At 39.0% G+C, this 25,571-nt stretch carries 19 protein-coding genes and 3 pseudogenes; 12 read left to right on the top strand and 10 right to left on the bottom strand.

The genetic code is table 11. From position 1 onward, the window contains the following. Positions 1 to 323: 323 nt before the first annotated feature. Both rne and JCM15074_RS21450 read left to right on the top strand, forming a co-directional pair. Positions 324 to 3,734, top strand: coding sequence for a ribonuclease E (gene rne / locus JCM15074_RS07530; RefSeq protein ID WP_025820644.1), 3,411 nt, complete (start codon positions 324 to 326; stop codon positions 3,732 to 3,734). A gap of 157 nt (positions 3,735 to 3,891) precedes the next feature. Continuing rightward, positions 3,892 to 5,450 (top strand): annotated as a pseudogene (locus tag JCM15074_RS21450) (SulP family inorganic anion transporter). Between the two features lie 62 nt (positions 5,451 to 5,512). Here the strand turns inward: JCM15074_RS21450 and JCM15074_RS07520 are convergent. Continuing rightward, positions 5,513 to 6,451: a bifunctional methionine sulfoxide reductase B/A protein gene (locus JCM15074_RS07520; RefSeq protein ID WP_267880177.1), complete on the bottom strand. Its 939-nt coding sequence runs from the start codon at positions 6,449 to 6,451 to the stop codon at positions 5,513 to 5,515. A gap of 258 nt (positions 6,452 to 6,709) precedes the next feature. Between JCM15074_RS07520 and ylqF the strand changes: the two genes are divergently transcribed. Further along, a complete protein-coding gene (gene ylqF, locus JCM15074_RS07515; protein WP_025820642.1) occupies positions 6,710 to 7,651 on the top strand; it encodes a ribosome biogenesis GTPase YlqF in 942 nt (313 codons plus the stop codon). Between the two features lie 37 nt (positions 7,652 to 7,688). On the opposite strand, the gene JCM15074_RS07510 is transcribed toward ylqF, so the two are convergent. Then, positions 7,689 to 7,937, bottom strand: a complete 249-nt coding sequence (locus JCM15074_RS07510) for a hypothetical protein (protein ID WP_025820641.1) — start codon at positions 7,935 to 7,937, stop codon at positions 7,689 to 7,691. Positions 7,938 to 8,040: 103 nt separating this feature from the next. Continuing rightward, positions 8,041 to 8,508: a low molecular weight protein-tyrosine-phosphatase gene (locus JCM15074_RS07505; protein ID WP_025820640.1), complete on the bottom strand. Its 468-nt coding sequence runs from the start codon at positions 8,506 to 8,508 to the stop codon at positions 8,041 to 8,043. A 212-nt stretch (positions 8,509 to 8,720) separates the two neighbouring features. On the opposite strand from JCM15074_RS07505, the gene JCM15074_RS07500 reads away from it, so the two are divergent. Continuing rightward, complete coding sequence (locus tag JCM15074_RS07500; RefSeq protein ID WP_025820639.1) at positions 8,721 to 8,960, top strand: hypothetical protein; 240 nt, start codon at positions 8,721 to 8,723, stop codon at positions 8,958 to 8,960. Between the two features lie 463 nt (positions 8,961 to 9,423). Here the strand turns inward: JCM15074_RS07500 and JCM15074_RS07495 are convergent, their stop codons facing one another. After that, positions 9,424 to 10,656, bottom strand: a complete 1,233-nt coding sequence (locus tag JCM15074_RS07495) for a hypothetical protein (RefSeq protein WP_025820638.1) — start codon at positions 10,654 to 10,656, stop codon at positions 9,424 to 9,426. After that, positions 10,646 to 10,840 (bottom strand): hypothetical protein, encoded by a 195-nt coding sequence (locus JCM15074_RS07490; RefSeq protein WP_025820637.1) that lies wholly within the window; start codon positions 10,838 to 10,840, stop codon positions 10,646 to 10,648. The genes JCM15074_RS07495 and JCM15074_RS07490 overlap by 11 nt, the downstream gene beginning before the upstream one ends. Before the next feature lie 863 nt (positions 10,841 to 11,703). Between JCM15074_RS07490 and JCM15074_RS07485 the strand changes: the two genes are divergently transcribed. From JCM15074_RS07485 to JCM15074_RS07465, 6 genes and pseudogenes are all read left to right on the top strand, one after another. Then, positions 11,704 to 12,684: a glutathione S-transferase family protein gene (locus tag JCM15074_RS07485; RefSeq protein WP_025820636.1), complete on the top strand. Its 981-nt coding sequence runs from the start codon at positions 11,704 to 11,706 to the stop codon at positions 12,682 to 12,684. 103 nt (positions 12,685 to 12,787) lie between these two features. Beyond that, positions 12,788 to 13,419, top strand: a pseudogene (locus JCM15074_RS24865) (thiamine pyrophosphate-binding protein); the annotation flags it as partial. Between the two features lie 126 nt (positions 13,420 to 13,545). Continuing rightward, positions 13,546 to 14,736 (top strand): thiamine pyrophosphate-binding protein, encoded by a 1,191-nt coding sequence (locus tag JCM15074_RS21445; RefSeq protein WP_373278886.1) that lies wholly within the window; start codon positions 13,546 to 13,548, stop codon positions 14,734 to 14,736. 125 nt (positions 14,737 to 14,861) lie between these two features. Continuing rightward, a complete protein-coding gene (locus tag JCM15074_RS07475; RefSeq protein ID WP_025820635.1) occupies positions 14,862 to 16,031 on the top strand; it encodes a paraquat-inducible protein A in 1,170 nt (389 codons plus the stop codon). Continuing rightward, positions 16,021 to 17,673: an intermembrane transport protein PqiB gene (pqiB, locus tag JCM15074_RS07470; RefSeq protein WP_025820634.1), complete on the top strand. Its 1,653-nt coding sequence runs from the start codon at positions 16,021 to 16,023 to the stop codon at positions 17,671 to 17,673. Before JCM15074_RS07475 ends, pqiB begins: the two co-directional genes overlap by 11 nt. Next, positions 17,670 to 18,242, top strand: a complete 573-nt coding sequence (locus JCM15074_RS07465) for a PqiC family protein (RefSeq protein WP_025820633.1) — start codon at positions 17,670 to 17,672, stop codon at positions 18,240 to 18,242. Before pqiB ends, JCM15074_RS07465 begins: the two co-directional genes overlap by 4 nt. 9 nt (positions 18,243 to 18,251) lie before the next feature. Here the strand turns inward: JCM15074_RS07465 and JCM15074_RS21440 are convergent. Further along, a pseudogene (locus JCM15074_RS21440) lies at positions 18,252 to 18,658 on the bottom strand (GFA family protein). A 388-nt stretch (positions 18,659 to 19,046) separates the two neighbouring features. After that, on the bottom strand, positions 19,047 to 20,063 hold the full coding sequence (locus JCM15074_RS07455) for a porin (protein WP_025820632.1): 1,017 nt from the start codon (positions 20,061 to 20,063) through the stop codon (positions 19,047 to 19,049). A gap of 969 nt (positions 20,064 to 21,032) precedes the next feature. Here JCM15074_RS07455 and JCM15074_RS07450 point away from each other — a divergent pair. Further along, positions 21,033 to 21,404 carry a diacylglycerol kinase gene (locus JCM15074_RS07450; RefSeq protein ID WP_025820631.1) on the top strand — a complete coding sequence of 124 codons (372 nt, stop codon included), beginning with the start codon at positions 21,033 to 21,035 and terminating at the stop codon, positions 21,402 to 21,404. 21 nt (positions 21,405 to 21,425) lie between these two features. On the opposite strand, the gene hdfR is transcribed toward JCM15074_RS07450, so the two are convergent. After that, positions 21,426 to 22,274 (bottom strand): HTH-type transcriptional regulator HdfR, encoded by an 849-nt coding sequence (hdfR, locus tag JCM15074_RS07445; protein ID WP_025820630.1) that lies wholly within the window; start codon positions 22,272 to 22,274, stop codon positions 21,426 to 21,428. 360 nt (positions 22,275 to 22,634) lie between these two features. On the opposite strand from hdfR, the gene JCM15074_RS07440 reads away from it, so the two are divergent. Next, positions 22,635 to 23,612 (top strand): ATP-grasp domain-containing protein, encoded by a 978-nt coding sequence (locus JCM15074_RS07440; protein ID WP_025820629.1) that lies wholly within the window; start codon positions 22,635 to 22,637, stop codon positions 23,610 to 23,612. Between the two features lie 64 nt (positions 23,613 to 23,676). On the opposite strand, the gene JCM15074_RS07435 is transcribed toward JCM15074_RS07440, so the two are convergent. Further along, positions 23,677 to 24,156 (bottom strand): CreA family protein, encoded by a 480-nt coding sequence (locus JCM15074_RS07435; RefSeq protein WP_025820628.1) that lies wholly within the window; start codon positions 24,154 to 24,156, stop codon positions 23,677 to 23,679. Then, complete coding sequence (gene yegD, locus JCM15074_RS07430; RefSeq protein ID WP_025820627.1) at positions 24,149 to 25,516, bottom strand: molecular chaperone; 1,368 nt, start codon at positions 25,514 to 25,516, stop codon at positions 24,149 to 24,151. The genes JCM15074_RS07435 and yegD overlap by 8 nt, the downstream gene beginning before the upstream one ends. Between the last annotated feature and the right edge of the window lie 55 nt (positions 25,517 to 25,571).

The raw sequence follows: 25,571 nt of genomic DNA, 5'->3' as shown, positions 1-25,571 counted from the left end.
CTTTGGGATTGATTGCGAAATTTTACGCTCTTAACAATGAAACTAATTTTAACTGGTCACAAATGGACCAATTTGCTTTCGGCATTACTGAAACATATATTTTGAATTAATGGCGTTTGTTGTACGAACGAACGACAACTTATAGATAGTTATTAAAAATATGCCATATAAAGGGATGCGACACGCAGCGATTGCGTCGTACAGAGATGCGCACCTAGTAGCCTAGACGCGTAACCGTGAGGTTAACGCCTGAATGTCTAAGGCCAGTAATGTAGTAAATTGTGTTATTTGATGGCCCCTATATTAAGAAGAAAATTGTCATCATGAAACGGATGTTAATCAATGCGACTCAATCTGAAGAGTTGCGCGTTGCCCTTGTAGATGGGCAACAGCTTTATGACTTGGACATTGAAAGCCCTGGTCACGAGCAAAAGAAAGCCAACATCTACAAAGGTAAAATCACCCGTGTAGAACCCTCTCTAGAAGCTGCATTTGTTGATTACGGTGCAGAACGCCATGGTTTCCTACCATTAAAAGAGATCGCTCGCGAATACTTCCCTAAAGGTTACTCATTTCAAGGTCGTCCAAGTATCAAAGAAGTGGTACATGAAGGCCAAGAAGTTATCATTCAAATTGATAAAGAAGAACGTGGCAACAAAGGTGCAGCGTTAACAACATTTATCAGTTTAGCGGGTTCATACCTTGTTCTTATGCCAAATAACCCTCGTGCTGGCGGCATTTCACGTCGTATCGAAGGTGATGAGCGTACAGAACTAAAACAAGCTATCTCTTCACTAGACATTCCACAAGGTATGGGCTTAATTGTTCGTACTGCGGGTGTAGGTAAAGAAGCACAAGAACTACAGTGGGATTTAAAAGTATTAATCCAACACTGGATGGCAATTAAAGAAGCGGCAGAAAGCAAAGAAGCCCCATTCTTAATTCACCAAGAAAGTAACGTTATTGTACGTGCTATTCGTGACTATCTACGTCGTGATGTTGGTGAGATTCTAATCGATCACAAAAACATTTTTGAAGCCGCTAAGCAGCATATTGCTTTAGTTCGCCCAGATTTTGTTGAGCGAGTAAAGCTTTACGAAGCTGAAGTGCCACTATTTACCCATTACCAAATCGAATCACAGATTGAGTCAGCCTTCCAACGTGAAGTACGCTTACCGTCTGGTGGCTCAGTGGTGATTGACCCCACTGAAGCGCTAACCTCTATCGATATTAACTCTGCTCGTGCGACTAAAGGCGGCGATATCGAAGAAACAGCACTGAATACTAACCTAGAAGCAGCAGACGAAATTGCGCGTCAATTACGTTTACGTGACTTAGGTGGATTAGTGGTAATCGACTTTATCGATATGACACCCGTTCGTCATCAACGTGAAGTAGAAAATCGCCTACGTGATGCCGTACATCACGACCGTGCACGTGTTCAGTTAGGCCGTATTTCTCGCTTTGGTTTGATGGAAATGTCACGCCAGCGTTTACGCCCTTCATTAGAAGAATCTGCAGCACATTTATGCCCTCGCTGTCATGGTCAAGGTACAATTCGTGGTACAGAATCTTTAGCACTTTCAATTTTGCGTTTAATGGAAGAAGAAGCCATTAAAGAAAATACCGCGCAAATTGAAGCAACGGTTCCAGTTGATGTAGCAGCTTACTTGTTAAACGAAAAGCGTAAAACAATTCGTATAACAGAACGCCGTCATGATGTTGAAGTTTATGTGATCCCAGATCCACATATGACAACCCCTGATTACCGTGTTGTTCGCCATCGTAAAGATGACAGTATTGCAGATGTTAGCTATAAACTAATTGAACAACCTAAAGCTAATTTATACGAACCACGTAAATTAGAACGCGCAGCATCAGCTGCAGAGCCTGCGTTAAAAGGTTTTAGTACGCCTAAAAAACCTCAACCACAACCAGTGGTTAAGAAAGAGCAACCTAAAACTGAGCCAAAACAACCGGGTCTAATTTCTCGTATTATGACTGCAATTGGTTCATTGTTCTCAAGCAATAACGAAGAGCAAAAGCCCCAGCAGCCAAAGCCAGCTCAAAGCAATAAGACTAACCAGAATCAAAATGCTAACCGTCGTAATCGCCGTAATGAACAACGTCGCGGCCGTAATAAAGACGATGAGCAAACAAACCGCGATACTCAACGCACTAAAAAGGTTGAAACTACGGAACGTCCAGTAAAGGATGAGCCAGTTAAACGCCAAAAACCGGAAAAGAAACCGCGTCCTCAAGAAGCTAAAGAGACTCAAGAGCAGCCAAAGCAAGAAGCTGTTCGTGAACGTCGCCAACGTCGTAATATGCGTCGTAAAGTACGTGTTAACAACGAAGCTGAAACCATTGAAATCAAAATTGATGCGCCTGCAAATGAGCAAGTTGAAATTGTTGTAACTGAAACGGTTCAAGTTGAAGCTAAGCAAAATCGCAACAAGCAACGCCAACCTCGAAAAGAGAAAGTCATTGCTGAAAATGTTGAACAAGAGATTGAAACTAACGACGTAGTTGCTGATAAGTCTATCTTGCCAATGACCACAGAAGCTGAAACTACAACCGATAATGAGCCGAGCTTAGTTAACGAAGATGATAAACCAAAGCGTGAACAACGTGATGGTCAACGTCGTAGTCGTCGTAGCCCTCGTCATTTACGTGCAGCGGGTCAACGCCGCCGTCGTGATGAGCAAGAACAGCAAAACGGTGAAGAGCAAACTGATAAGCCATTATTTGTTGATAGCCAAGGTGAAGTATCAGCGCCTGTTGAAGCACCAGTTCAACAAGCTGAAAAAACTGAACCTGTCACTCAGACTGAAGCGGTCAAAGTAACAGAAACAGTTGAACCTGTAGCTACACCAATCGTTAACACAACTGAAGAGCTTATCTCTGAAGTGGTACCGGTTGCGATGGCACCAGCACCTGTTGTTGAACCCGAAGTCGCTGCTGAAACTAAACTTGCCCAAGCCGTTAAAAAAGCGGTTAAAGTGCAAGCACAAGCTGAAGCAAGTCGCCCAGCTCCAATGCCAAAGCCAGCTAAAAAGGTTGAAGCAGACAAGGTTGAAGAAGTTAAAGAGACTGTAATCAACGAAGTTAAAGCAGATAACGCTGAAGTAAAAGTAACTCCTGTTACTGAAACACCACTAGTCGCTGAACAAGAGACTGTGAAACCAGCTAAGCCAACTAAGATGGCTGCAACATCTGCGGCGGCACGACCAGCAGCAATTAAACCTGCAGAAAAAGTGGTAGCAACACAAGTTGAACCAACTAAGGTAGAGCAAACTACTGAGACAGTCGTTGCAGAAACTCCTGTTGAGGTTAAAGCTGAAGCCGTTGTTAAAGTTGAACCACAAGTTGATGCAAAGCCTGTTGTAGCTGACACAGTCACTGCAACGGTTGAAGAAACTAAGCCAAAGCTTGCGAAATCTGCATCAGCACCAATGGCAAAACCAACGACTGTCGTGAAAGCAATGGTGGAAACGGTTGAGCCTGCAATTACTGAAGAGATTGTAGTAGCACCTCAAGCAGTCGCAGTTAAGCCAGTAAACGCTAGTCGTTTCGGCTCAATGGTTAGCTCTCAAACAAGCAAGCCACAGGTTTCACAACGCGAAATAGCAACCACGCCAAGTGGCCGTGATTACGCTCATGAAGCACACGAAGATAAAGAAGTGAAAAGCAAAATGAGCAATAGCGCTCACGCTGATATGGCTAAACCATAACAACGTACTTTTCATGAACAAGGCCATGCTCATGCATGGCCTTTTTATTTTGTATCATAGGGTTACGCCAAAGGTAACAAGTTTGTTATAATCACATCTATTGTTAACAGACAGTACGCTAAAAGCCTCTGCCACATCCAACCAATATAGGACATCAATGTTTGATCTAATCCGGCATAAAACTGCCAGCTCTAAAGCCGATATACTTTCAGGCTTAACCGTCGCCCTAGCACTTGTACCAGAAGCTGTTGCTTTTGCATTTGTTGCAGGGGTCGAACCTATGGTGGGTTTATATGCAGCCTTTATTATGGGATTAGTGACGGCTGTTATTGGTGGCCGTCCAGGTATGATATCAGGTGCAACAGGTGCAATGGCCGTTGTCATGGTCGCATTAGTTGCTCAGCATGGCGTACAATATTTATTTGCAGCCGTAGTATGTGCAGGTATTATTCAAGTGCTTGCAGGCGCATTTAAACTGGGTAAGTTTATCCGCATAGTACCAACCCCAGTGATGATAGGCTTTGTCAATGGCCTAGCGATTGTGATTTTCTTGGCACAATTAGGTCAATTCCAAGTCCCTAATGCAGATGGGGTCATGCAATGGTTAAGTGGCAGTCAGCTTTATCTGATGATGGGTCTCGTGCTATTAACCATGGCTATTATCCATTTTTTACCTAAACTCACTACGGCAATCCCCTCTTCTTTGGCGGCAATTTTAACGGTAACAGCTGTCGTTATCTTCTTTAACCTAGATACTCGTAATGTGCTAGATTTCTTAAAATCAATGAGCGGTGATGCCAATGCGACCATGCAGGTAACTTACCGAGCTTTGCCATTCCATCAGTTCCTTTTACCTTTGAAACATTAAAAATTATCTTACCTTACTCATTTATTTTAGCCGCGGTAGGATTAATCGAATCATTGCTGACATTAACAGTGATTGATGAAATGACAAATACCCGTGGCCGTGGCAACAAAGAGTGTGTGGGTCAAGGTGTTGCTAATATCACCAGCGGCTTCTTCGGAGCAATGGGTGGTTGCGCTATGATTGGTCAATCAATGATCAACATTAACTCTGGTGGTCGCGGTCGTTTATCTGGAATTACAGCGGCAGTTGCACTATTAATGTTTATCCTTTTTGGTGCTCAGTTTATTGAAATGATCCCACTTGCGGCACTTGTGGGCGTAATGTTTATGGTGGTACTCGGTACATTTGAGTGGGCCAGCTTTAAGGTGATGCGCAAAGTACCAAAACATGATGCTTTTGTGATTGTGTTAGTGACAGTTGTGACCGTCTTTACCGACTTAGCTTTTGCTGTATTTGTAGGTGTGATTGTGTCAGCACTGGTCTTTGCTTGGGAGCATGCCAAGCATATCAACGCCAATCAATCTATCGACCAACACGGTCGTAAAATTTATCAAGTTAATGGCCCTCTGTTCTTCGGTTCAGTTGCCCACTTCCTCGCGCTATTTAATACTAAAGATGATCCACAAGATGTGATTATTGATTTTAATAACTCGCGCGTATGTGATCACTCAGCAATCGATGCCATTGATACCTTAGCAGAGCGCTACGTTGCTGCGGGTAAAACATTGCACCTTCGTCATTTAAGTGCCGACTGTCATAAATTACTCACCAAAGCAGGCGATCTTGTCGAAGTGAATATGATTGAAGATCCTAACTATAAAATTCCAGATGATAAGTTAGAATCTTAACTCGCCAACTATATAAAAAACGAGCCAATTGGCTCGTTTTTTTTGTGCGTTAACGGCCTAAATTATTGCTTTAAAAAATCTGCAAATGCTTTTTCAAACTTTTCCACTTTAGGTTTAACCACTAATTGACAATAAGGCTCTTCACCATGCTGCGCAAAATAGTCATTATGATAATTTTCAGCTGGGTAAAAATCAGTGAAGGCACTAATTTCAGTCACTACTGGATTAGGCCAAATATGGCTACGTTGTAATTGTGCTAACATCTCACTAGCAACACTGATTTGCTGATCATTATGCACAAAAATAACTGAACGATATTGGCTACCGACATCATTACCTTGCCGATTTATTGTGGTTGGATTATGGATTTCCCAAAATACCGCTAAAATTTGCTGGTAACTGATAATACTTGGATCAAATTTAATATTAACCACTTCGGCATGACCCGTATCACCTTGGCAAACAGACTTATAATCTGCAGTCAACGCATCACCACCACAATAGCCAGATTGAACACTTATCACCCCTTCAAGTTGGCTAAATATCGCTTCAATACACCAAAAACAACCCGCCCCCAAAGTAGCAAACTGATATGAATTTTGCTCAACATTGGCCTCTTCAGGCTCAAACGTCAGCGATAATGAGTTTACGCAGTGGCGTAAGTTTTTAGTCGTTAATCCTTCATTGGTAAATACATGCCCTAAATGAGCATCACAATTCTGGCAAACAATTTCTGTTCGTTTACCGTCAGCATCAGGTACCTGTTTAATAGCATCATCAAGTTGATCATCAAATGCAGGCCAGCCACAATGTGATTGAAACTTATGCTTAGCGAGAAATAGTGGCGTATGACAGCGTTTACAGAAATATACGCCATCTGCCGTGGTATTATTATATTCACCAGAAAATGGGGCTTCAGTGCCCTTATCTTCAATAATATAACGCTCTTGCTCAGTTAACTTATTCATCATCCACCTATCACTAACCTTTAATGTTTCAATAATATCTCACTTGCCAACCAACAAACTGCTGAATATCTCGATTGCTGTAACCAATAAATCAATCTTGCTAAAACGCGATTGCCTCACAACTGACCTGATCAACGCTGATTAAATTACAAGATAATTTTTATTCTCTAAATTGCTGCTATTTAACTCAATTAACATTAAAAATAACAGATAAAGGCGCTTTTTTTATGCATTTGCAGCTAACCAATGTAAAATAACTAGATTAGATTAAGATTAGGAATAACAGCAACTATGGCAATTCAATGGTTTCCCGGACACATGCATAAAGCGCGTAAAGAGATCGCAGAGGTGATGCCTCAAGTCGATCTTGTTATTGAAGTGCTCGACGCGCGTATTCCCTTTAGCAGCGAAAATCCTATGGTTGCCAGCCTACGTGGTGACAAACCCTGTATTAAAGTGCTTAACAAAGCGGATTTGGCTGATCCAGAAATTACCCAACAATGGATTGATTATCTTGAGCAAGAGCAAGGTGTAAAAGCAATGGCTATTACCACCTTAATCCCTGCTCAAGTAAAAAAAATTCCTGAGTTGTGCCGCAAGATCGCTTCAAATCGTGATCGTATTGATAAAGATATTCGTACCATGATTATGGGGATTCCTAACGTTGGTAAATCAACCATTATCAATACCTTAGCAGGTCGCATGATTGCTAAAACAGGTAATGAGCCAGCAGTAACTAAGACCCAGCAACGCATTAACTTAAAAAATGGCATCGTTTTATCAGATACTCCCGGCATCTTATGGCCAAAAGTCGATAATGAAGCCAGTAGCTATCGCCTTGCGGTTACAGGTGCAATTAAAGATACAGCAATGGAATATGAAGATGTGGCAATGTTTGCTGCTGAATATTTTCTAGAAGCTTATCCAGACGCAATATGTGAACGCTATAAGTTAGATCAGTTACCCCATACAGATATTGAATTGTTGGAAGAAATTGGTCGTAAACGCGGCGCGCTACGCCCAGGTGGACGTATTGACCTTCATAAAGCTTCAGAGCTGTTATTGCATGAATTCCGTTCAGGTAAAATTGGTTTACTTAGCTTAGAGACACCAGCAATGGCAGAAAAAGAGAAAGCCGAGGTTGCGCGTATTCTTGCTGAAAAAGAAGCTAAAGAAGAAGCTAAACGAGAAGCCGAAAAACTAAAACGCTCAGGCAAGCGCCATAACAGCTAGTATCAATAGTCGTAGACTAGAACAACAAAAACTCGGGTTAGTAACTCGAGTTTTTCATTTTTTGCAATTGTAATTTCTCTGCACGATCAACTTCCCAAAGTAAGCCAAAAATCCCGAGAAGCAATACTAACGTCACAACAAATAGTGGCACTAATTGACTAAAGAATAGTGCGCCAGCAATAATGACACACAAAAACCAGACTGAAGTTCGTATCCAGTTTAGGGTTAAATCATGTTGCTGCGCTTGCTGAGCAGCATGCTGTTTAGCATAAGTTACAATACACATAAACGACTCCACTCGCTCTCAATCATTGTATGTGTATCAGCATAATGGATAAAATAGGTTTTCAGCAAAACAATTATTACCAAAATGTTAAATAGGTAACATTTTAAGTTTCTGCAATACTGTCAATTAAACCTCGACTTGCATCCTCTAGCATATCCAATACCAGCTCAAAACCTTGCCCACCACCGTAATAAGGATCAGGTACTTCTCGACCTGGAGTGTCAGTAAAATCCAAAATTAGTTTTAGTTTATATTGGTATTGTTGTGGGCAGCGTTCACGTAAATCATTTAAGTTTTGATTATCAGCAGCAAGGATGAGATCAAAGTGTACAAAATCATTATCGACTACTTTTCGTGAACGAATGCCCGTAAAATCAATACCTCTCGCTTCACCCGCAGCGCGGCTGCGACGATCAGGTAGCTCTCCTTGATGATGCCCAATAGTACCTGCTGAATCGACTTCAATGGTTAAACCAGCATCTTTAGCTGCACGGCGAAATACAGCTTCTGCAGTAGGAGAACGGCATATGTTACCCATACACACAAATAGAACAGATGAAATTTTTTTCATATCAATACCTTAACCCACTATGCTGTATAAAAAATAGGCCAAATAGCGAAAAATAAAGACTCCTAAAATCAGATAATTAAAAGCAGCGTTGGGGAATCCTTGGGGAATTTTGCCCTAAAACTACATAGTTTACCATCCTTGAAACTACCTATTCATTGTTACAAATAACGGAGTCAATTGACTCCCATTTACTTAATAAAATGGTGTAAACAATGAACAAGCTAAAACCTACAACTCAAAAGCTAGATAACGAAGAAATGATTTGGGACGAAAGCGGCCAAATTTTGACGCAGAAGAAAAGGAAGTTAAATAACGCTCTAACAGTACTTTCTAATCTCGTCGAACAACTACAAACTGAAAAAGATTCGGACGAATTGGACTTTTATGAAGAGTACCAAAAGCTCTATTTCGACATTCAAAAAGGAATTTGGCTGAAATTGATGACCCATTAGAAAGTCACATCCTCATTCACTTTGTGAGCACATATATCGACCACATATAATGAGAATTACACATTACCGTTCTATGCACTATCCTAGCTTTGAGTAGCACTGCATCTTCCTGACCAAGTAACATCTGTCGTGTCTTTTTATCAAACCTTGTTGGCATATCTTCTAATAATTGGTTATGCAAATCTTTATGTCATTAAAGATTTGCACTGACTGCAGAATTTATTTACGCCCCCCTTTTAATTATCCATATAATCTGCCTTATATTGATATAGAATAAATAACTTAAGTATGCAGAGAGTCGCTACAGTATTGGTTTTACAATTATGAAAGACCTATAAAGCTTATGGCGGTAGGCCACCACTAATGGCTACCTAATTTCTATTTTTAATTAGTGTTAAAAACGGGAAGAGTATCTATCCACATGAAATGAAAAGCGCCTAGAAAATCTAAGCGCTTATATTTTCTAATTTATAGGTATAAAATCCTGAACTTTCTCACCATCATAATAGTAAGTCTCAATAAATTTTTCGCCAGTTATCATATTAACGCTAACAGTATCAGTTTCAAAAACACTATTCTCTGTTGATTCATAGTTAATAAATGGCATTCTAAGACGAATAGACTCTTTAACTAGGTTAGTGTTAGGTAAAGAAACCTCTTGCAGAGGTTTAACATCTCCAAGTTTCATAGATACAGCCCCCATTGATTTAGTTGGCGATGTATAATCTGAGCTTAAACCAACGCAGTACACAACATTATTTTCAACTCGAACCTCACCGTTACCATCACCACCATAATTGAGGTGTATACCTGTGTTCGTATCCATATCACTCACAGCACATCTATCACCAATAATATATCTATCATCTATTATGTGACTTGTGTAATAAGAATTTGAATACGTAGGTAATTGTAGTTGCACACCAAACTTTCCGTCAGCAAGCAGTTCCACCACGTTATCTCCACCAATTCCAACATACATCAAACCTTTAAAGTAGAATGGCGCATTTACATACTCGTGTTGCCAAGTATCAATAATCCTACCTGTGTCAATGGCAATTTTTTGGAGAACACCTTGTGATGCTAGGAAGTAAATATATCCATCTTTAATCGCTGTAAATGAATTCTCCAGACCAAATGTTGCAACAAAATAAGTGTTATTATTAAGATTCGGAACTACTAACTTCAACTTAGGAACCTCCCCACCTTCCTTAGGTAAAGTTATTTGATAAATCCCTCTTCCCTCTGAGGTACTGTCAGATACAATAAAAGGATTATCTCTATCATTTCTAGCAGTTCTGGGCTTCATAATAATTAACCCATTTTCTCCAGTTTCATAGTGTGGATAACTGTAAGTAGGCGCATAGCCTTTAGGGTACTCGAAAACGCCAAGAGTTGGATGAGAAATAAAATACCTAAACTCATACTCATCTACCTCACAATCAGTGATACTAAATGGAACTTGAACATAAAGAAGGGTCCAATTATCACCCATATCATCCATACGTATGATGTTAAACTCCGGAACGCTACCACACTCTAATGAATCTACGCCATCGAAAGTAACTAGGTCATACTGCGGAGCGACAACCTCAACGCTAGAATCATCAGAGATACCTACAGTTACTTTAGATAACCCATAGTATTTAGAATCACCACTATTAGTGAATGACGCAATAGCTTTGTTAGTTTTCAATGTTTAGATTTTTTAGAACTAATTTACCTGTTACAGGAGGTAAAGGATCAACCACAGGGGGAATCTCAGGATCCACTACAGGAGGAAGCTCAGGGTCCACTTCAGGAGAAGAACTTTCACCATCACTACCACCACAACCAAATAACAGACTTGACAGCACTAAAGCTAATATTGATTTTTTCATTACCTTAAATACTCATTGGAATAAGCTAAACCATTTAACTTATTCTCAAAAATACTTTTTAACGCTAATTTAATATCACGAGAAATGAATATAACTAGAATTTCAACAATTGCATTCCATTTAATAAATATAGTTTATCGAAAAATATTTAAATTTAGCCATTTATAAATATTATTATTTTATTTTTACTTGTTGCATATCACAATTTCAAATAAAAACTGTACAGACACAAGCAGTATTATTTAGTAATTTAATATAAAGCTAAATTAACTTCACCTATTATAATTAAACTACAATCAAGCTTTTCTAGAAACAAACTTAACTATTCTTAGAACGGTTTGAATTATCAAATCTTCTATGCGACAACTCTCGTGGCCTAGTAATTGTGTCCCAATAAAAGCGAACACTGAGAGAGCGAGTACTAGTGGGATAGTATGTGCTAAATGCCTGATACGAAAGCGGAGAAGACATTTACGTTGCAAGACATCGCTTGCACAATTACGGGATTAGGCGCTTCGGCACCCATTCTTCCCATCCATCATTTATAGAACCTATTAGTCAATTCATCACACAATACCGTTCTATGTACTATCCTAGCTTTGAGCTGCACTGTATCCTCCTACTAAGTAACACCTGTCGTGTCTTCTTATCAAACCTTGTTGGCATATCCTCTAATAATTGGTTATGTAACCTCTTTATGTCATTAAAGAGTTGCACTGACTGAGAGTACAGCATGACTTTACCTCCACTTGTTTAATTTTATTGTTCTACTTTTGAGAACTATTATTTAAATAAATCTGTGTTTATCCCTGACTTAATAACCAATATGCTGTTCTATGTATTGTTAAATAAGGAATGGAATGATGGGTTTATTAGTTGATGGTCAATGGCAAACTGATTGGTATGATACCAAATCAAATAATGGCAAATTTGTACGTAAAGCATCACACTTTCGCAATTGGATATCCAAAGATGGCAGTGCCGGCCCAACGGGTGTTGCAGGCTTTAAAGCTGAATCTAATCGTTACCATTTATATATTTCATTAGCTTGCCCATGGGCACATCGCACCCTCATATTTAGAGCCTTAAAGGGATTAGAGCAGCATATTCCTATCTCAATTGTTAACTCATTTATGGGCGAAGATGGTTGGAATTTCGCTGATGGTAAAGGTGTTATCGCCGATACCGTTAACCATACTCAAAATGTTCATCAGCTCTATACATTAGCCATGCCTGATTATACAGGTAGAGTCACAGTACCTGTGTTATGGGATAAAAAACTCAACACCATCGTCAGCAACGAATCCGCTGATATTATTCGTATGTTTAATAGTGCTTTTGATGATTTAGGCGCAAAAATAGGTGATTACTATCCTGAGTCTCTTCGAGAGAACATCGACGCTATCAATGAACTTGTCTATCACAATGTTAATAATGGTGTTTATAGAGCAGGTTTTGCAACGACACAAACGGCTTACTCTAAAGCTGTGACTGAGTTATTTGATTATTTAGAGGAACTAGAAAAATTATTAACTCAGCAACGTTATTTAACAGGCTCACAAATAACAGAGGCTGATTGGCGACTATTTACAACCTTAATACGCTTTGATGCGGTTTACGTTGGCCATTTTAAATGTAATATTAAACGTATTGCTGATTACCCTGCACTTTCAAATTATATTAGAGAACTATACCAGTGGCCTAATATCGCAAAAACTGTCGATATCGATTATATCAAAGCCCACTACTATCAATCTCACGAAACCATTAATCCAACAAGAATAATCCCTTTGGGGCCGTTACTCGATTTTAATCATCCCCATGACCGAAACAAATTTGAATAATATTTACCCCCTTAACTTACTTGCGTGACGAGCTGTATTGGAAAAGAGTTAAGTTTGTATCTTTGCCATTTAACATCACTTAACACTATAAAAAGGATGAACTATGGCGACAAAAAAAGTCTGGTACAAAGTATTAGAAAATAAAAACGAATTACTTGAAGGCCGAGTCATGTCCGTCAACGCAGGACATCAAGTTATCTGCTTAAGTCATTTTGAAGGAAAATACGCGGCATTAGATAATCGCTGTCCTCATCAAGGTGGCCCCATGGGCGAAGGCTCCATTGAAAACGGCCTATTACGCTGTCCATGGCATGGCTGGGATTTTCATCCTTGTTCTGGAAAGTCCCCTAGTGGTTTTGGCGATGGCTTAAAAACATATGAAATAAAACAAGAAGATAATGCTCTTTTTGTCGCCATTGAAGAGGAAGATGAACATCAAACCACTATCTCAGATGTCATGGTTGAAACCATGGTTAACTGGGGGGTTAATCGCGTATTTGGTATGGTTGGTCATTCCAATTTAGGTATGGCTGATGCACTTAGACGACAAGAGCAACAAGGGCATTTACAATTTATTGGAATACGCCATGAAGCGCGGCAGCATTTGCGGCTTCTGCCTACGGCAAGTTAACTGGTAAACCTGCAGCATGTTTTGCCATTGCCGGGCCAGGCTCGACCAATATGTTCACTGGCTTATGGGATGCAAAAGTCGATAGAGCCCCTATTCTAGCGTTAACGGGACAAGTAGCAACTCAAGTCGTTGGTACCGGTAATTTCCAAGAAGTTGATTTAGTTAATGCTTTTAATGCGGTTGCTGAATTCAATCATAGAGTTGAACATAAAAGTAAACATAGCGAACTGATGAGTTTAGCGATTAAAACAGCCATCATTAAACGCGATGTGAGCCATTTAACCTTCCCTGATGAAGTTCAAGAACTGACTGTTGATAATAATGAGCGAGCGCAAGATCCAATTGACCGCATCACGGCGATGACAATATCGCCGCCGTTAGAGAGCATCGCTAAAGCAGTAAAAATGCTTAACAACGCTTCTCGGCCAACAATTATTGTGGGTCATGGCGCAAGATTTCATATGGATGCGATTATTGATTTTGCCGAAAAACTCAATTGCCCGGTAATGACCACATTCAAAGCAAAAGGCCAAATATCAGATAACCACCCTTTGGGTTGTGGTGTTTTAGGTCGTAGCGGTACACCTATCGCATCTTGGTTTATGAATGAGTCAGATTTACTGCTAGTGATTGGTGCATCCTTCTCTAATCACAGTGGTATTAGCCCTAAAAAACCAACAATCCAAATTGATTTTGATCCTATGGCACTCAGCAAATTCCACAAAGTAGAGGCGGCTGTCTGGGGCGAAATATCGGTCACAATGAAACTGCTACGAGAACAAGTAACGATTTATGAAAATAAAATAGATCGTACCAATGAGATCAATCAAAGACGTGCTATTTGGCATAAAGAAAAAGCCAAAAGACTACTTGAAGACAGACATAAAGGCGTGAGTTCAATTGCGGTATTTGATGCATTATCAGCATTAACACCTGAAAATGCCGTCGTTTGTGTTGATGTGGGTAACAATGCTTATTCGTTAGGTCGATACTTTGAAAGCAAACAACAGACATTTTTAATGTCAGGTTATTTAGGCTCAATTGGCTTCGCTTTTCCTGCCGCGATGGGCGCATGGGCAGCGGTTGGCCAGCAACGCCCCATTATTGCCGTTGCCGGTGATGGTGGTTTTTGTCAATACCTAGCCGAGCTGACTACCGCGGTTAAATACAAGATGCCTATAAAAACCATCATTCTTAATAATAGTGAGCTAGGTAAAATATCAAAAGAACAACGCGCAGGTGAATTTGATGTGTGGGCAACAGATTTGGTTAATCCAAATTTTGCTGAGTACGCAAACGGTTGTGGCGCTTTAGGCATACAAGTCACCTCAGCAGATCAATTAAATACAGCACTGCAAACAATATTTGCCCATGACGGTCCAGCATTAGTTGAAGTCATTACTGATGTAGGTTTAATTTAAATAGATAAGCTCGCAATGTTGACTAAAGGTTAAAAAATTGCGAGCTTAACCATTAAATGGATAAATAAGAAGAAAAATATGCCACTGCTAATATTTATTAACGCAGACCTAATATTCGCCAAACGATGACAGTGCCTCTCTCGACAGTAAAGCCATTATCAAGTAGCCAAATCTGCCATGAGTGTGATTTGCCAATTAGATTGGTCGATCTTAACGAAAATCAAAAGGCAATCTGTCCCCGTTGTGGCTTCACCTTAGCCACTAAATACAATAATGCGTTTACTCGAATAATTGCTTTATCTATTACCGCATTAATTTTTTTAGTCGCATCCGTTTCCTTCAATTTTATTTCGTTTCAATCCAGTGGCCTAGTCAATAGCATTAGTATGCTAGATAGCGTTAGCATATTAATTACCACCGGATTTACCGTACTTGCCATCATAGAAATTATTACCGTTTTTGTTATTCCAGTAGTGATATTACTCAGCTTAATTTATTTATCATATTGTTTTAAAAATAACCGTCACCCATGGCAAGGCCATACATTACTACAATTAGTGTTTACACTAATCCCTTGGAATATGGCTGAGATATTTTTAGTCGGTACATTAGTCAGTTTAATTAAAATCATCTCTCTAGCCGAAATCACCCTAGGCCCCTCTTTCTATGCTTTTATTCTATTTTCAATAGCAATGACCAGTGCAATTTTGCATATTGATAAACATCACTTTTATCAAATGTTAGCCAAAACATCCCAGAACCAAATTGAACACGAACAAAACCATCCAGTTAATCCTAGTGCCGCCATACAAAGAACATGGGCATTAATCATTACATCGATCATTTTATATATCCCCGCCAACGTATTGCCCATCATGAATACCCGTCTACTAGGGCAAAATGATCCCAGCACCATTATTGGGGGGGTATTACTACTTTGGCACCATAAATCTTACCCTATTGCGCTGGTTATTTTTGTTGCCAGTATCATGGTACCCATTGCCAAAATATTGGTATTAATTTGGCTCAATTACAGTGTCCAAACACGTTCTAATAAATATGATAAACAACGCATCAAAATGTACCGAATAGCTGAATTTGTTGGGCGTTGGTCGATGATCGATATCTTCGTCGTCATTATTCTGGCGAGCTTAGTACAACTGGGGAATACCATGAGTATTGTGCCCGGTTCAGCCACCTTTGCGTTCTCAGGTGTCGTGGTTGTAACCATGTTAGCTGCCATGAGTTTTGAACCTAAACTAATCTATAACGATAAGAGTGTTTATGAAAACTGAACCACAAGTTGATGCAGACATTCAACCAACTAAAACGATTTCAACCATTTGGTTTGTGCCAATTATTGCTTTACTCATTGGAGCTTGGATGGTCTATTACCAATGGAGCAATCAAGGACCATTAATCACCCTTCATTTTGAATCAGCAGAAGGCATGGAGGCGGGTAAAACTAAAATTAAATCACGCCATGTCAATATCGGCGAGGTAAAAACGATTACCTTAAATAAAAATGGTCATGGTGTTACAATCACCGCTAGAATGGCGAAAGATACAGATAATATGTTAGTTGAGGACAGCCAATTCTGGATTGTCACCCCTAAGATTTCACTTTCAGGCGTGTCTGGACTTGATACCCTAATATCGGGTGACTACATCGAGCTTGCGCCCGGTTTTGCAGAAAATAAACTCACCGAATTTACCGCACTCACCTCCCCCCCCATCACACCTATTGGCACTCCTGGACTCCATATCACCTTAAATAGCGATAAAGAGTTTGCTTATTCCAAAGGCGATCCCATCATTTATAAAGGATTAACCGTAGGCCAAATTGAAGATGTCTATTTTAATCTTGAAGAACGCATTGTTTATTACAATGCATTTATTAAAGCGCCTTATCATGAGCTGGTCACGTCAAACACCCGTTTCTGGGATGCTAGTGGCCTTAAGGTAGATTTAACTGCTGAGGGTATTTCGGTCAAAACCGGCAACGTAGAAACCATGCTAACCAATGGCATCACATTCGATATTCCAGATGGTATGCCTCTTGGAGAGAAAATAACTGAGCGTGATTACTTTGATATTTTCAGCGATTATCAAAGTGCAAGTAATGCCCGTTATAAGCACTCTTTGGATTATGTGGTACTAGTAAGTGACACCATTAGAGGCTTAAATGTGGGCGCGCCAGTAGAATATCGAGGCGTACTGATAGGCCAAGTGTCATCGGTCAATCTCGCCACCGCAGATCCTGATGTGCTTTACAGTGAAGCCGTACAAATCCCAGTATTGATTAGTTTAAACCCAGGTCGAGTTGGCTTACCAGATAACGAGCAAGGCATTAAATTAATGAACGAACAAAATATGATCTGGGTTAAAAATGGCCTGCGCGCAACACTAAAAACGGGGAATTTATTAACAGGAAGTCTATTTGTTGAATTACAACATTATGACTTACCTCCGATCAGCAAAATGGAACATTATGAAGGTTATCGAGTCATACCAACCGTTAAAGATGAATTTGCCCAAATCACCGCAAAACTCAGCAAGTTTGTCGATAAAATAAATAACCTACCACTGACCGACATTGCCAATAACGCCAATGACACCATTTCAAATGCGACAGTGCTTTTGCAAGATTTGCAGCAATTAAGTCATTCACTCGACAAGATACTGGTCAGCGTTGAAGAACAAGAACTGGCCAACCAATTAAATACAAGCTTGCAAGACTTTAGCGCACTTAGCCAAGACTTTTCAGCAGGCTCAGCCAATTATGATCAACTAGAACAAACCATGAAAACAGTGTCAGAAACTTTATACGAATTAAAACCCTTATTAGAGCAATTAAAGCAACGTCCTAATGGGCTCATTTTTAACTCAGGTTCAGCGGATATTGAGCCTAAAAAGCACGAAGAGGCTAACCAATGAGAATAATAGTTATCGGCTTTTTATTATTGAGCATCATGGCTTGTAGTTCATCGGCAACAGTCACTCATTATTATTTATTAAACAGTCAGTCATCAGTGCCTACACCTCAAGCGGTAAATGCTGACCGTACTAAGGTACAGTTATCAGTTACGCTTGCGAGTTATTTAAATCAACCCTATTTGGTCATGCAGATTGACGAGCATAAACTCAATTATGCAACGGCACATATGTGGGCAGAGCCACTTAAATCTGAGACCCAAAAATCATTGCTTGCGGACTTAAATACTCAACAGCAAACATTGCAGTTTATCAGTACAGATAAATATCAATTGAAACCCAATCAGCCACAATTAAATATTCAAATTGACTACTTCCATGTCACCCATCAAGCAAAAGTTATTCTTGTCGGCTACTATCATGCTACGGGGATGGAAGAGAAACACAATATAGAAACTTTTAGAATCGAAATGCCTTTACAAGCAGATGGTTATTCACAATCAGTGGCACAAATGCGCCAATTAATATCAAAATTAGCACTACAAATAACCAACAACTTGAAATCATCCTAATAGCTTAGGTTAATCAGAATCCGTAGGATGGTTAATACCATCGTAAGTGGGAACATTGGGGATTATAAGCGGATTAATACCGTCTAAACAGCCGATATTAAAGGCATATTGATGTGGATTGGAACGACGTTGATGATGGGTATAAATACCACATTGATGACAAAAATAATGCTTGGCCGTATAAGTATTAAATTGATAAAGCAATAACTGTTGTTGCCCTTGGATGATGGTTATATCGTCTAAATTTACTGAAGCAACGATTGCTCCTCGGCGACGGCACATCGAACAATCACAGCGTCTAATATCAATGAGCCTTGTGGCAAATAAAGCTCAAATACAACACAGCCACAGTGGCACCTTGCCAAATGATGTTGCTGTACGGCAATATCGCCAACCTGTGTTAAATTCAGACTCATATCAACCTCTCTTGCAAGATAATAATCTAAGTTAACAAGTTCTCATTAAAAAACATAACAATAAACTGCTTATATAAAAATGCCTACTCAACTGAGTAGGCATTAATTTACTGTTAATCGATAAAATCCTATTTAGGATTAAAGCATGATGACCAATCCGCACAGGCCAAAGAACAAGAGTAATGTTACCGCACTATATTCATAAAATAATTTCATCATCAACCCAACTAAGTATCATCTTTCGATACAGTCATATTGAGCCTAACTAGCAATTTATAACAATAAAATAAAGCGATTACACTGTTCGCATTTGTGGCGAGATAGTAATTATTAATAATAAAAAAGGTCTACCTTAAGTAGACCTCATCAGCTCAATTAATATTGGCTATTAGAATGTAATCGCCATACCTGCTGTGTACGATAAGTCATAATCAACTGGAGAGTTATTGGTGTTTAACCAGCCTAATTCACCATAAACAGTGATGTTTTTACGTACTGTTTGAGTAACGTTAAAGTAGACGTTATTGCAGTCAGTCTTGTTTTCAACAGTAGTGAATTGCTTATCTGTATCAGCTAGCGTTGACTTAACCATATCGTAGTTATCATGGTTATAACCTAATGCAAATACAGTTTTATCCATTGCATAAGAAACTGCCGCAGAATATAGTTCAGCCGTTGCAGAGGTATGAGTTTCTTCACCACGCGTGTATGATGCCGCAAATACCCAGTTTTCAAATGAATATTGTGACTCTAAACTTAAGATATGTGCACGTTCATTAAAGTGAGTAAAGCGAGGGCTAGACTGATCGGCAGAGTCAATATAGTAAACACGTGTATCTAAACCACCAACACGTACCCCGATACGACCATCAGTAACTGAGTTATTTTTACTACCTTCTTTAGCATCATCTAACTTATGAGAGAAGCCAGCGTAAAATGTGCCATTATCATAAATATACTTCACAACATTACTGTAGTTAGTTGCTACATTTAGCTGATCAGCGTTATTTTGAGATAAGCCAATACCTGCATTGTAATCCATACCAATACCAGCATCATCAAATACCAGATATTGACGACCAACGGTTAAAGTACCATATTGCTTGTTACTTAGACCTACATATAAATAGTCATTTTCAACTTTCTTATCATCGTTGTTATATTTTAAACCAACGCCTGAAACAATATTAGTTTCATTTGATAAAGTATAGCTGGTACTGATTAATGCACTACCATCGTCAAGGTTAATTTTAGCTTTACTTGCTTTATCAAAACCTTTTGTGAATTGAATTTCAGTGGTGCCAGATAAATTTACATTAATGCCATCAGCATTATATAAATTAACATCAGCATAAGCTGTTGATGTGATACTTAATAACGATAGTGCAACAAGGCTCTTCTTCATGATATCTTTACTACCTTAACAATCATTCAATATAATATTTATTTTATTCTTTTATATGACACTAATTTATTAACTTTAATAAAAATTTATTTATCAGATATTGAGGTTATCAGATATAAAACATTTATCTCTTAGTGCCTGCAGTTATATTGTCAGAGATATACTAATATTGTCAAAATACCTAAATTGGTATCTTTTCTGACATAAATATATATGTAACAAAGTGTTACAGCGGCATTTGAGCGATAATTAACCACTTATTATTTTTGATTTTTTGAACTAAATCATTTATTTAACTATATTAAGTTTGCAATTATGACGTGTTGATACAATTAAGTTAATTGCAATGGTCAAATGTTAATAAGCGACATAAATTAATTAATATTAATCATCCTGATATAAACACAGTATCTCAATTCTATGAGCCATAGAACAATAAACCATCATCAAACTCACGATGATCATTTGAGCAACTTACGCCATTACTGAATTATTTTTATCACAAGCTCAACTGTTGTCCCTGCAACAATAAATAAAAATTTCTAGCATTTTAATATTTAACGATTCAAAATAATATCGCTATGTATAATACAAAAATAAATCAACATTCATATTTCGTGTATATAAAAAATTAAGTTAACAAAACTAAATTAACGTTTTAGGAGTATATTTAAATATTTATGCGATTAATGTTTTTGACTATATAATAAACTATTCTCAACAAGTATCGCAGAAAAAGATACACCTTAACTTATTGCCATCAACAATCTTATTTTTAACTAATCAAAATCACATAACTGTACAATAGCTCTATCCATAATCGTCAATTAAGTTCCAACCAAACACTCAAACTTTAACTGAAAAAAATAAATGCGTACTGAAACTTGCGTTAACACATGTTGTCGTAATACAGCAATGCTATACTACGACACACATTGGCAGTAACCCATTTTATTGATATAGGGCGTTATGAAACCTGAAAATAACCACGGCTTTAAGCGAATTGTTCGAGCAACTGGATTTTCCATCCAAGGATTGAAAGCAGCTTGGCTACATGAAGCGGCATTTAGACAAGAGCTTATACTTGCAATCGTTACGCTACCAATTGTTTTTTTGCTTGATATATCTTTAGTTGAGCGTTTATTGATGATCATAACCGCGACACTAGTGATTATTGTTGAATTGCTCAACTCTGGCATAGAAGCAGTGGTTGATCGTATTGGCCCTGAATGTCATGAATTAAGTGGCCGTGCTAAAGATATCGCTTCAGCAGCGGTCTTTGTCAGTTTAGGCCTATGCGCAGTGACTTGGGGTTCAATCATCATCTCTGCGCTGCTTTAATTAGCTAAAAAAGAGCAAGCTTTAAAGCTTGCTCTTTTTTAATAAGTGAATGGCGGCTTCAATTTCACTTAATCGATCGTTTTGTTCTAAATATGCGACATAAACGCTGCGTCTAATGCTTTGTCTCCCCGCTACCAGTTGTAACGAACCATCAGCAATCAGTGGTTTCACCATATAATCTGGTAAAAAAGCACATCCCTGATTATTCATAATAAAATCTAAACCTATTTGCGCAGTCCCGGTATGCAACACTGGTAAAGGTAACTGTGAATACTTATTGGCATGTTTGATATTAAATGCGGTACCCCAATCGACTTTAACGTATTGTGTCACCTCAGCAACATCCGTTATCGCCTCTTCTGCAGCACTGACCAGCAGTAACTCCACCTCTTTCACTTGGACTAAAGTAAACTCATCCATTGCTGGCGGTTCAAATGAAATGGCAATATCCAGCACCCGCTCAAGTAGTTGCTTGACTAAAATATTTTGTGGCAACACTTCAGTACGCAGTACGACACCATCTAAATGCTGATGTAACCCCTGCATATGCGGTTTTAAGTATGCATCCCAAATATTAGGGGCTGCACCAATCGTCAACTGTACTGACTTTTCTGCACTCAGCAAAATATCTTGCTTAGCCCGCTCCCACGCATTCAATACCGCTTCAGCATGAGTAAGCATGCGTTCACCAGAAGGTGTCGGATGAATGTTATTTCGTTGTCGTTCGAATAACTCAACCCCAAGTAAGCTTTCAAGTTGCTTTACCCGAAAACTCACGGCACTGCGGGTTAAAAAGAGGTTTTCAGCTGCTTTACCAAAATGGCGCGTCCTCGAAACCTCTAAAAATGTTTTAAGTAGATCTGTATCCATAAAAATAATTTACCGATTGGGGCAATATTTTTTGATTTATTAGTTAATCATACTAGCGAATACTTAGCTTTTAAATCTTCTGTCTCAAATTTGCCTAAATATCGATAGAACTCGACAATAAAAGTAATAAAATATAATTAGTTTTTAATGATTTATTAACTTAAATCATGCATATAGACTGAATCTATCACCTTTGTATTAAGATAGCGATAGTTTTACTTTTTTATTTGTCACTTTCCATACCGATTAAGAATTAGCAGCTATACTTTTTGGCGTGCTCATTAATTTGCGTGCAGATTTTTATGCTGTAAAATAACCCTGAGCAGAAGAGCTCTATATTTAAACCGAGGTTTGCGATTAATGCGTGGCTGGATTTTATACAAAGAAACTGCAACTATTTTAAAGCCTGAACTCTATGAGATCGAGCGCTTAGTAGAAGCAGCTAAAGCAGACAACATTGAACTTGAAGTGTACGCACCAGACGAGTTCGATTTGACTGTTACCCGTGAAGATAACAAAAGTATTTTGCTTAATGGTAAGCCTGTTGAGCTACCTGATTTTATTATTCCTCGTATGGGATCAGGTACGACTTACTTTGCTCTTGCTATCATCCGCCATTTAGAACGTTTAGGTGTTTACTGCTTAAACTCTTCTACCGCGATTGAAACGGTAAAAGATAAGTTGTTCTCACAACAACTACTAGCAGAAAAGAATTTACCAACGCCAAAAACAATGTTGGTTAAATTCCCTGTTGATATCGATTTAGTTGAACGTCATTTAGGCTTCCCTGTAGTGCTTAAGACACTGTCTGGCTCACAAGGTAGTGGTGTATTTTTATCACACAAGCCACGTGAGTTTGACGATTTAATGCAATTGATTGAAGCGACAAATAAAAATGCAAACATCATTTTGCAAGAATTTATCGCTAATAGTCATGGTCGTGATTTACGTGTATTTACTATTGGCGGCCGTGTTGTTGGCTGTTATGAGCGTAAGGGTCAAGAAGATAGCTTTAAAGCTAACGTAAGTGCTGGCGGCAGCGCGACTCCTTTTGAAATTACACCTGAAATTGAATGGTTAGCAACACAAACTGCTAATATTCTTAATCTAGATGTTGCTGGTATCGATCTATTATTCGATAACGGCCACTACAAGATTTGTGAAGCAAACTCTTCACCAGGATTTGAAGGTTTAGAATCTTGCTTAAATGTGAATATTGCACAAGAAATTTTGCACTTTATTCGTATCCGTTTAGGTATGTTTAACCGTACTCAAGCTGCTAGCCCAACATCAGGCGAAGCAACTATGCCTAAAATCAAAAAAGCTAAAAAAGCTTAATTGAGTTGAGGCAACAAAAAAGCGCATATAATGCGCTTTTTTTATATCTTCAATTTTAGGTTAACTACCCTTTCGGCGTGACATAAGCCTTAGTGCCCCAAAGGGGAACCGTTGACAAGCTGTGTTTAAAGCTGCCTTCGGTCTCTTTGGTTGTATATGATAAATACAATAAGCTCTGGTTTTCAGCATCATAGATGCGTCTAACCTTCATGGTCTTAAAGAAAATACTTTTTGACTGACTAAATACCACTTCACCAGACTTACTTTTATCAATAGAGGCAATCATTGCAGGGGTTATTTCACCGGTTTGACGGCATGAAATGGAGCTATCACTAGGATCAGACAAGCTCAAATTAGCTTCAACAGAAGCGATATGACAAGTCACTCCCGGAATTTTATCATCATCCAAGTTACTAATTTTGATATCTTTCAATGTAAAGAGACCAAGTGATACATCACCCACCTCGTTATCATTACAAGCTACAGTGGTGGCGAGTACCCCAGAAACGAGTCCGATTTTTAGTACATTTGAAAGCTTAAGCATGCGTAAATATCCTTTTTGCCCATCTCGCTAAACCAGCGGTTACTGAACCGAAATGATCACCTACAACCACGGGTTTATCAGGGAACATAGCAGTAATTTTTTGATGAATAACCGGACTTCTTGCTGTACCACCAGTCACATAAATAATATCAGGCGTCACTTGAGTTTGCTCAAGTACCCCTGCCATTAATGACTCAACTCGGTTAATCGGATCACTGATAGCCTGTTCAAATTGTGGTTCAGTAATCTGAGTTGATAATGCCGTTTCTATGTAGTTTAAGTCAACAGTTGTTGTTGCCGCGTTAGACAATGCTATTTTAGTTTGTTCGGCACTACGTACCAATTGGTAGCCCAACTGTTGCTTTTGTACCTTTAACAAACGATTTATTAATGCTGGCGATTGCGCATCCTTAACTAAATCTTCAATCAGTTTGCGGCTGGCTAGACTGCTAAAATCACGTTGTGCACTCACATCGTTCACTGCAACGGCATTCCAGAAAGGTTTACTTGGCACTGGCAAACCATTTTTCATCGCTGAGCCCAATCCTAAGGACGGCATAAAACCATGCATCGCTAATGCAATATCAAGATCGTTTCCGCCAACACGTTGGCCGGTGTGACCTAAAAAGTCGGCACTACGATCTTGTGAACCGATATGAGATGGTCCCATCTTTACAACTGAACAGTCAGTTGTACCACCACCAATATCGACAACAAGCACGGTTTTATCTTCGGTTAGGCTCGCTTCATAATCCATACCCGCAGCAATCGGTTCAAATAGAAACGCAACCTGTGCAAAACCCGCACGTTTTGCCGCGGTAGTCAAAATCGCTTCCGCTTGTAGATTCGCCTCTTCTGCCGCCACACCTTGAAAGTTAACTGGGCGACCGATAACCGCTTGTGTCAGTGCTTGTTTTGTTATTTTTTCAGCCGCATTTTTAATATGCATCATCATCACAGTCACAATATCTTCAAATAAAGCAACTTGCTCTTGCCGTAAACCACTTGCCCCTAAAAATGATTTTGGCGAACGTACATAAAAGCCTTCTTCGGGAAAATCTAAATACTGCTCTACCGCTTCGTCACCAAAAAAGACTAATTGCTCATTAGCACTTAAATCTAACTCGACTAATGCTTGTCTTGCTCTGGTGAGTTGAGCACTGCGTAAACGGGCATATTCGGCTTGTTGTGAGGCTTCTAAGCCTTGATAGACTGCTAGCGCGATCAACTCACGATCATAAGCATATAACGTTGAGCTAACGTAAGGACTATTGGCACTTAATGGCAATAATTCAACTTGGTCCCCTACTAACTTACCGACAGCACAATTAGCACTACCATAATCAAAACCGACGATCATAAAAACCCCATGGGACCTAAAAAAGCCGATTAAGTTACCACAGTTCCAACACAGA

It is taken from the genome of Shewanella marina JCM 15074 (assembly GCF_000614975.1).
Lineage (GTDB): Bacteria > Pseudomonadota > Gammaproteobacteria > Enterobacterales > Shewanellaceae > Shewanella > Shewanella marina.
The sequence above is the reverse complement of the archived record's forward strand: the minus strand, read 5'-3'. Positions and strand labels throughout refer to the sequence as shown.

Bases quoted from the DNA above. Each gene is read 5' to 3' on its own strand.
- JCM15074_RS07440 (WP_025820629.1), top strand. From the start codon at position 22,635: ATGCGTGGCTGGATTTTATACAAAGAAACTGCAACTATTTTAAAGCCT.
- JCM15074_RS07435 (WP_025820628.1), bottom strand. From the start codon at position 24,156: ATGCTTAAGCTTTCAAATGTACTAAAAATCGGACTCGTTTCTGGGGTA.
- JCM15074_RS07485 (WP_025820636.1), top strand. From the start codon at position 11,704: ATGGGTTTATTAGTTGATGGTCAATGGCAAACTGATTGGTATGATACC.
- hdfR (WP_025820630.1), bottom strand. From the start codon at position 22,274: ATGGATACAGATCTACTTAAAACATTTTTAGAGGTTTCGAGGACGCGC.
- JCM15074_RS07455 (WP_025820632.1), bottom strand. From the start codon at position 20,063: ATGAAGAAGAGCCTTGTTGCACTATCGTTATTAAGTATCACATCAACA.
- JCM15074_RS21445 (WP_373278886.1), top strand. From the start codon at position 13,546: ATGAGTTTAGCGATTAAAACAGCCATCATTAAACGCGATGTGAGCCAT.
- JCM15074_RS07505 (WP_025820640.1), bottom strand. From the start codon at position 8,508: ATGAAAAAAATTTCATCTGTTCTATTTGTGTGTATGGGTAACATATGC.
- rne (WP_025820644.1), top strand. From the start codon at position 324: ATGAAACGGATGTTAATCAATGCGACTCAATCTGAAGAGTTGCGCGTT.
- JCM15074_RS07490 (WP_025820637.1), bottom strand. From the start codon at position 10,840: ATGAAAAAATCAATATTAGCTTTAGTGCTGTCAAGTCTGTTATTTGGT.
- JCM15074_RS07450 (WP_025820631.1), top strand. From the start codon at position 21,033: ATGAAACCTGAAAATAACCACGGCTTTAAGCGAATTGTTCGAGCAACT.
- JCM15074_RS07510 (WP_025820641.1), bottom strand. From the start codon at position 7,937: ATGTGTATTGTAACTTATGCTAAACAGCATGCTGCTCAGCAAGCGCAG.
- ylqF (WP_025820642.1), top strand. From the start codon at position 6,710: ATGGCAATTCAATGGTTTCCCGGACACATGCATAAAGCGCGTAAAGAG.
- JCM15074_RS07475 (WP_025820635.1), top strand. From the start codon at position 14,862: ATGACAGTGCCTCTCTCGACAGTAAAGCCATTATCAAGTAGCCAAATC.
- JCM15074_RS07500 (WP_025820639.1), top strand. From the start codon at position 8,721: ATGAACAAGCTAAAACCTACAACTCAAAAGCTAGATAACGAAGAAATG.
- pqiB (WP_025820634.1), top strand. From the start codon at position 16,021: ATGAAAACTGAACCACAAGTTGATGCAGACATTCAACCAACTAAAACG.
- yegD (WP_025820627.1), bottom strand. From the start codon at position 25,516: ATGATCGTCGGTTTTGATTATGGTAGTGCTAATTGTGCTGTCGGTAAG.
- JCM15074_RS07465 (WP_025820633.1), top strand. From the start codon at position 17,670: ATGAGAATAATAGTTATCGGCTTTTTATTATTGAGCATCATGGCTTGT.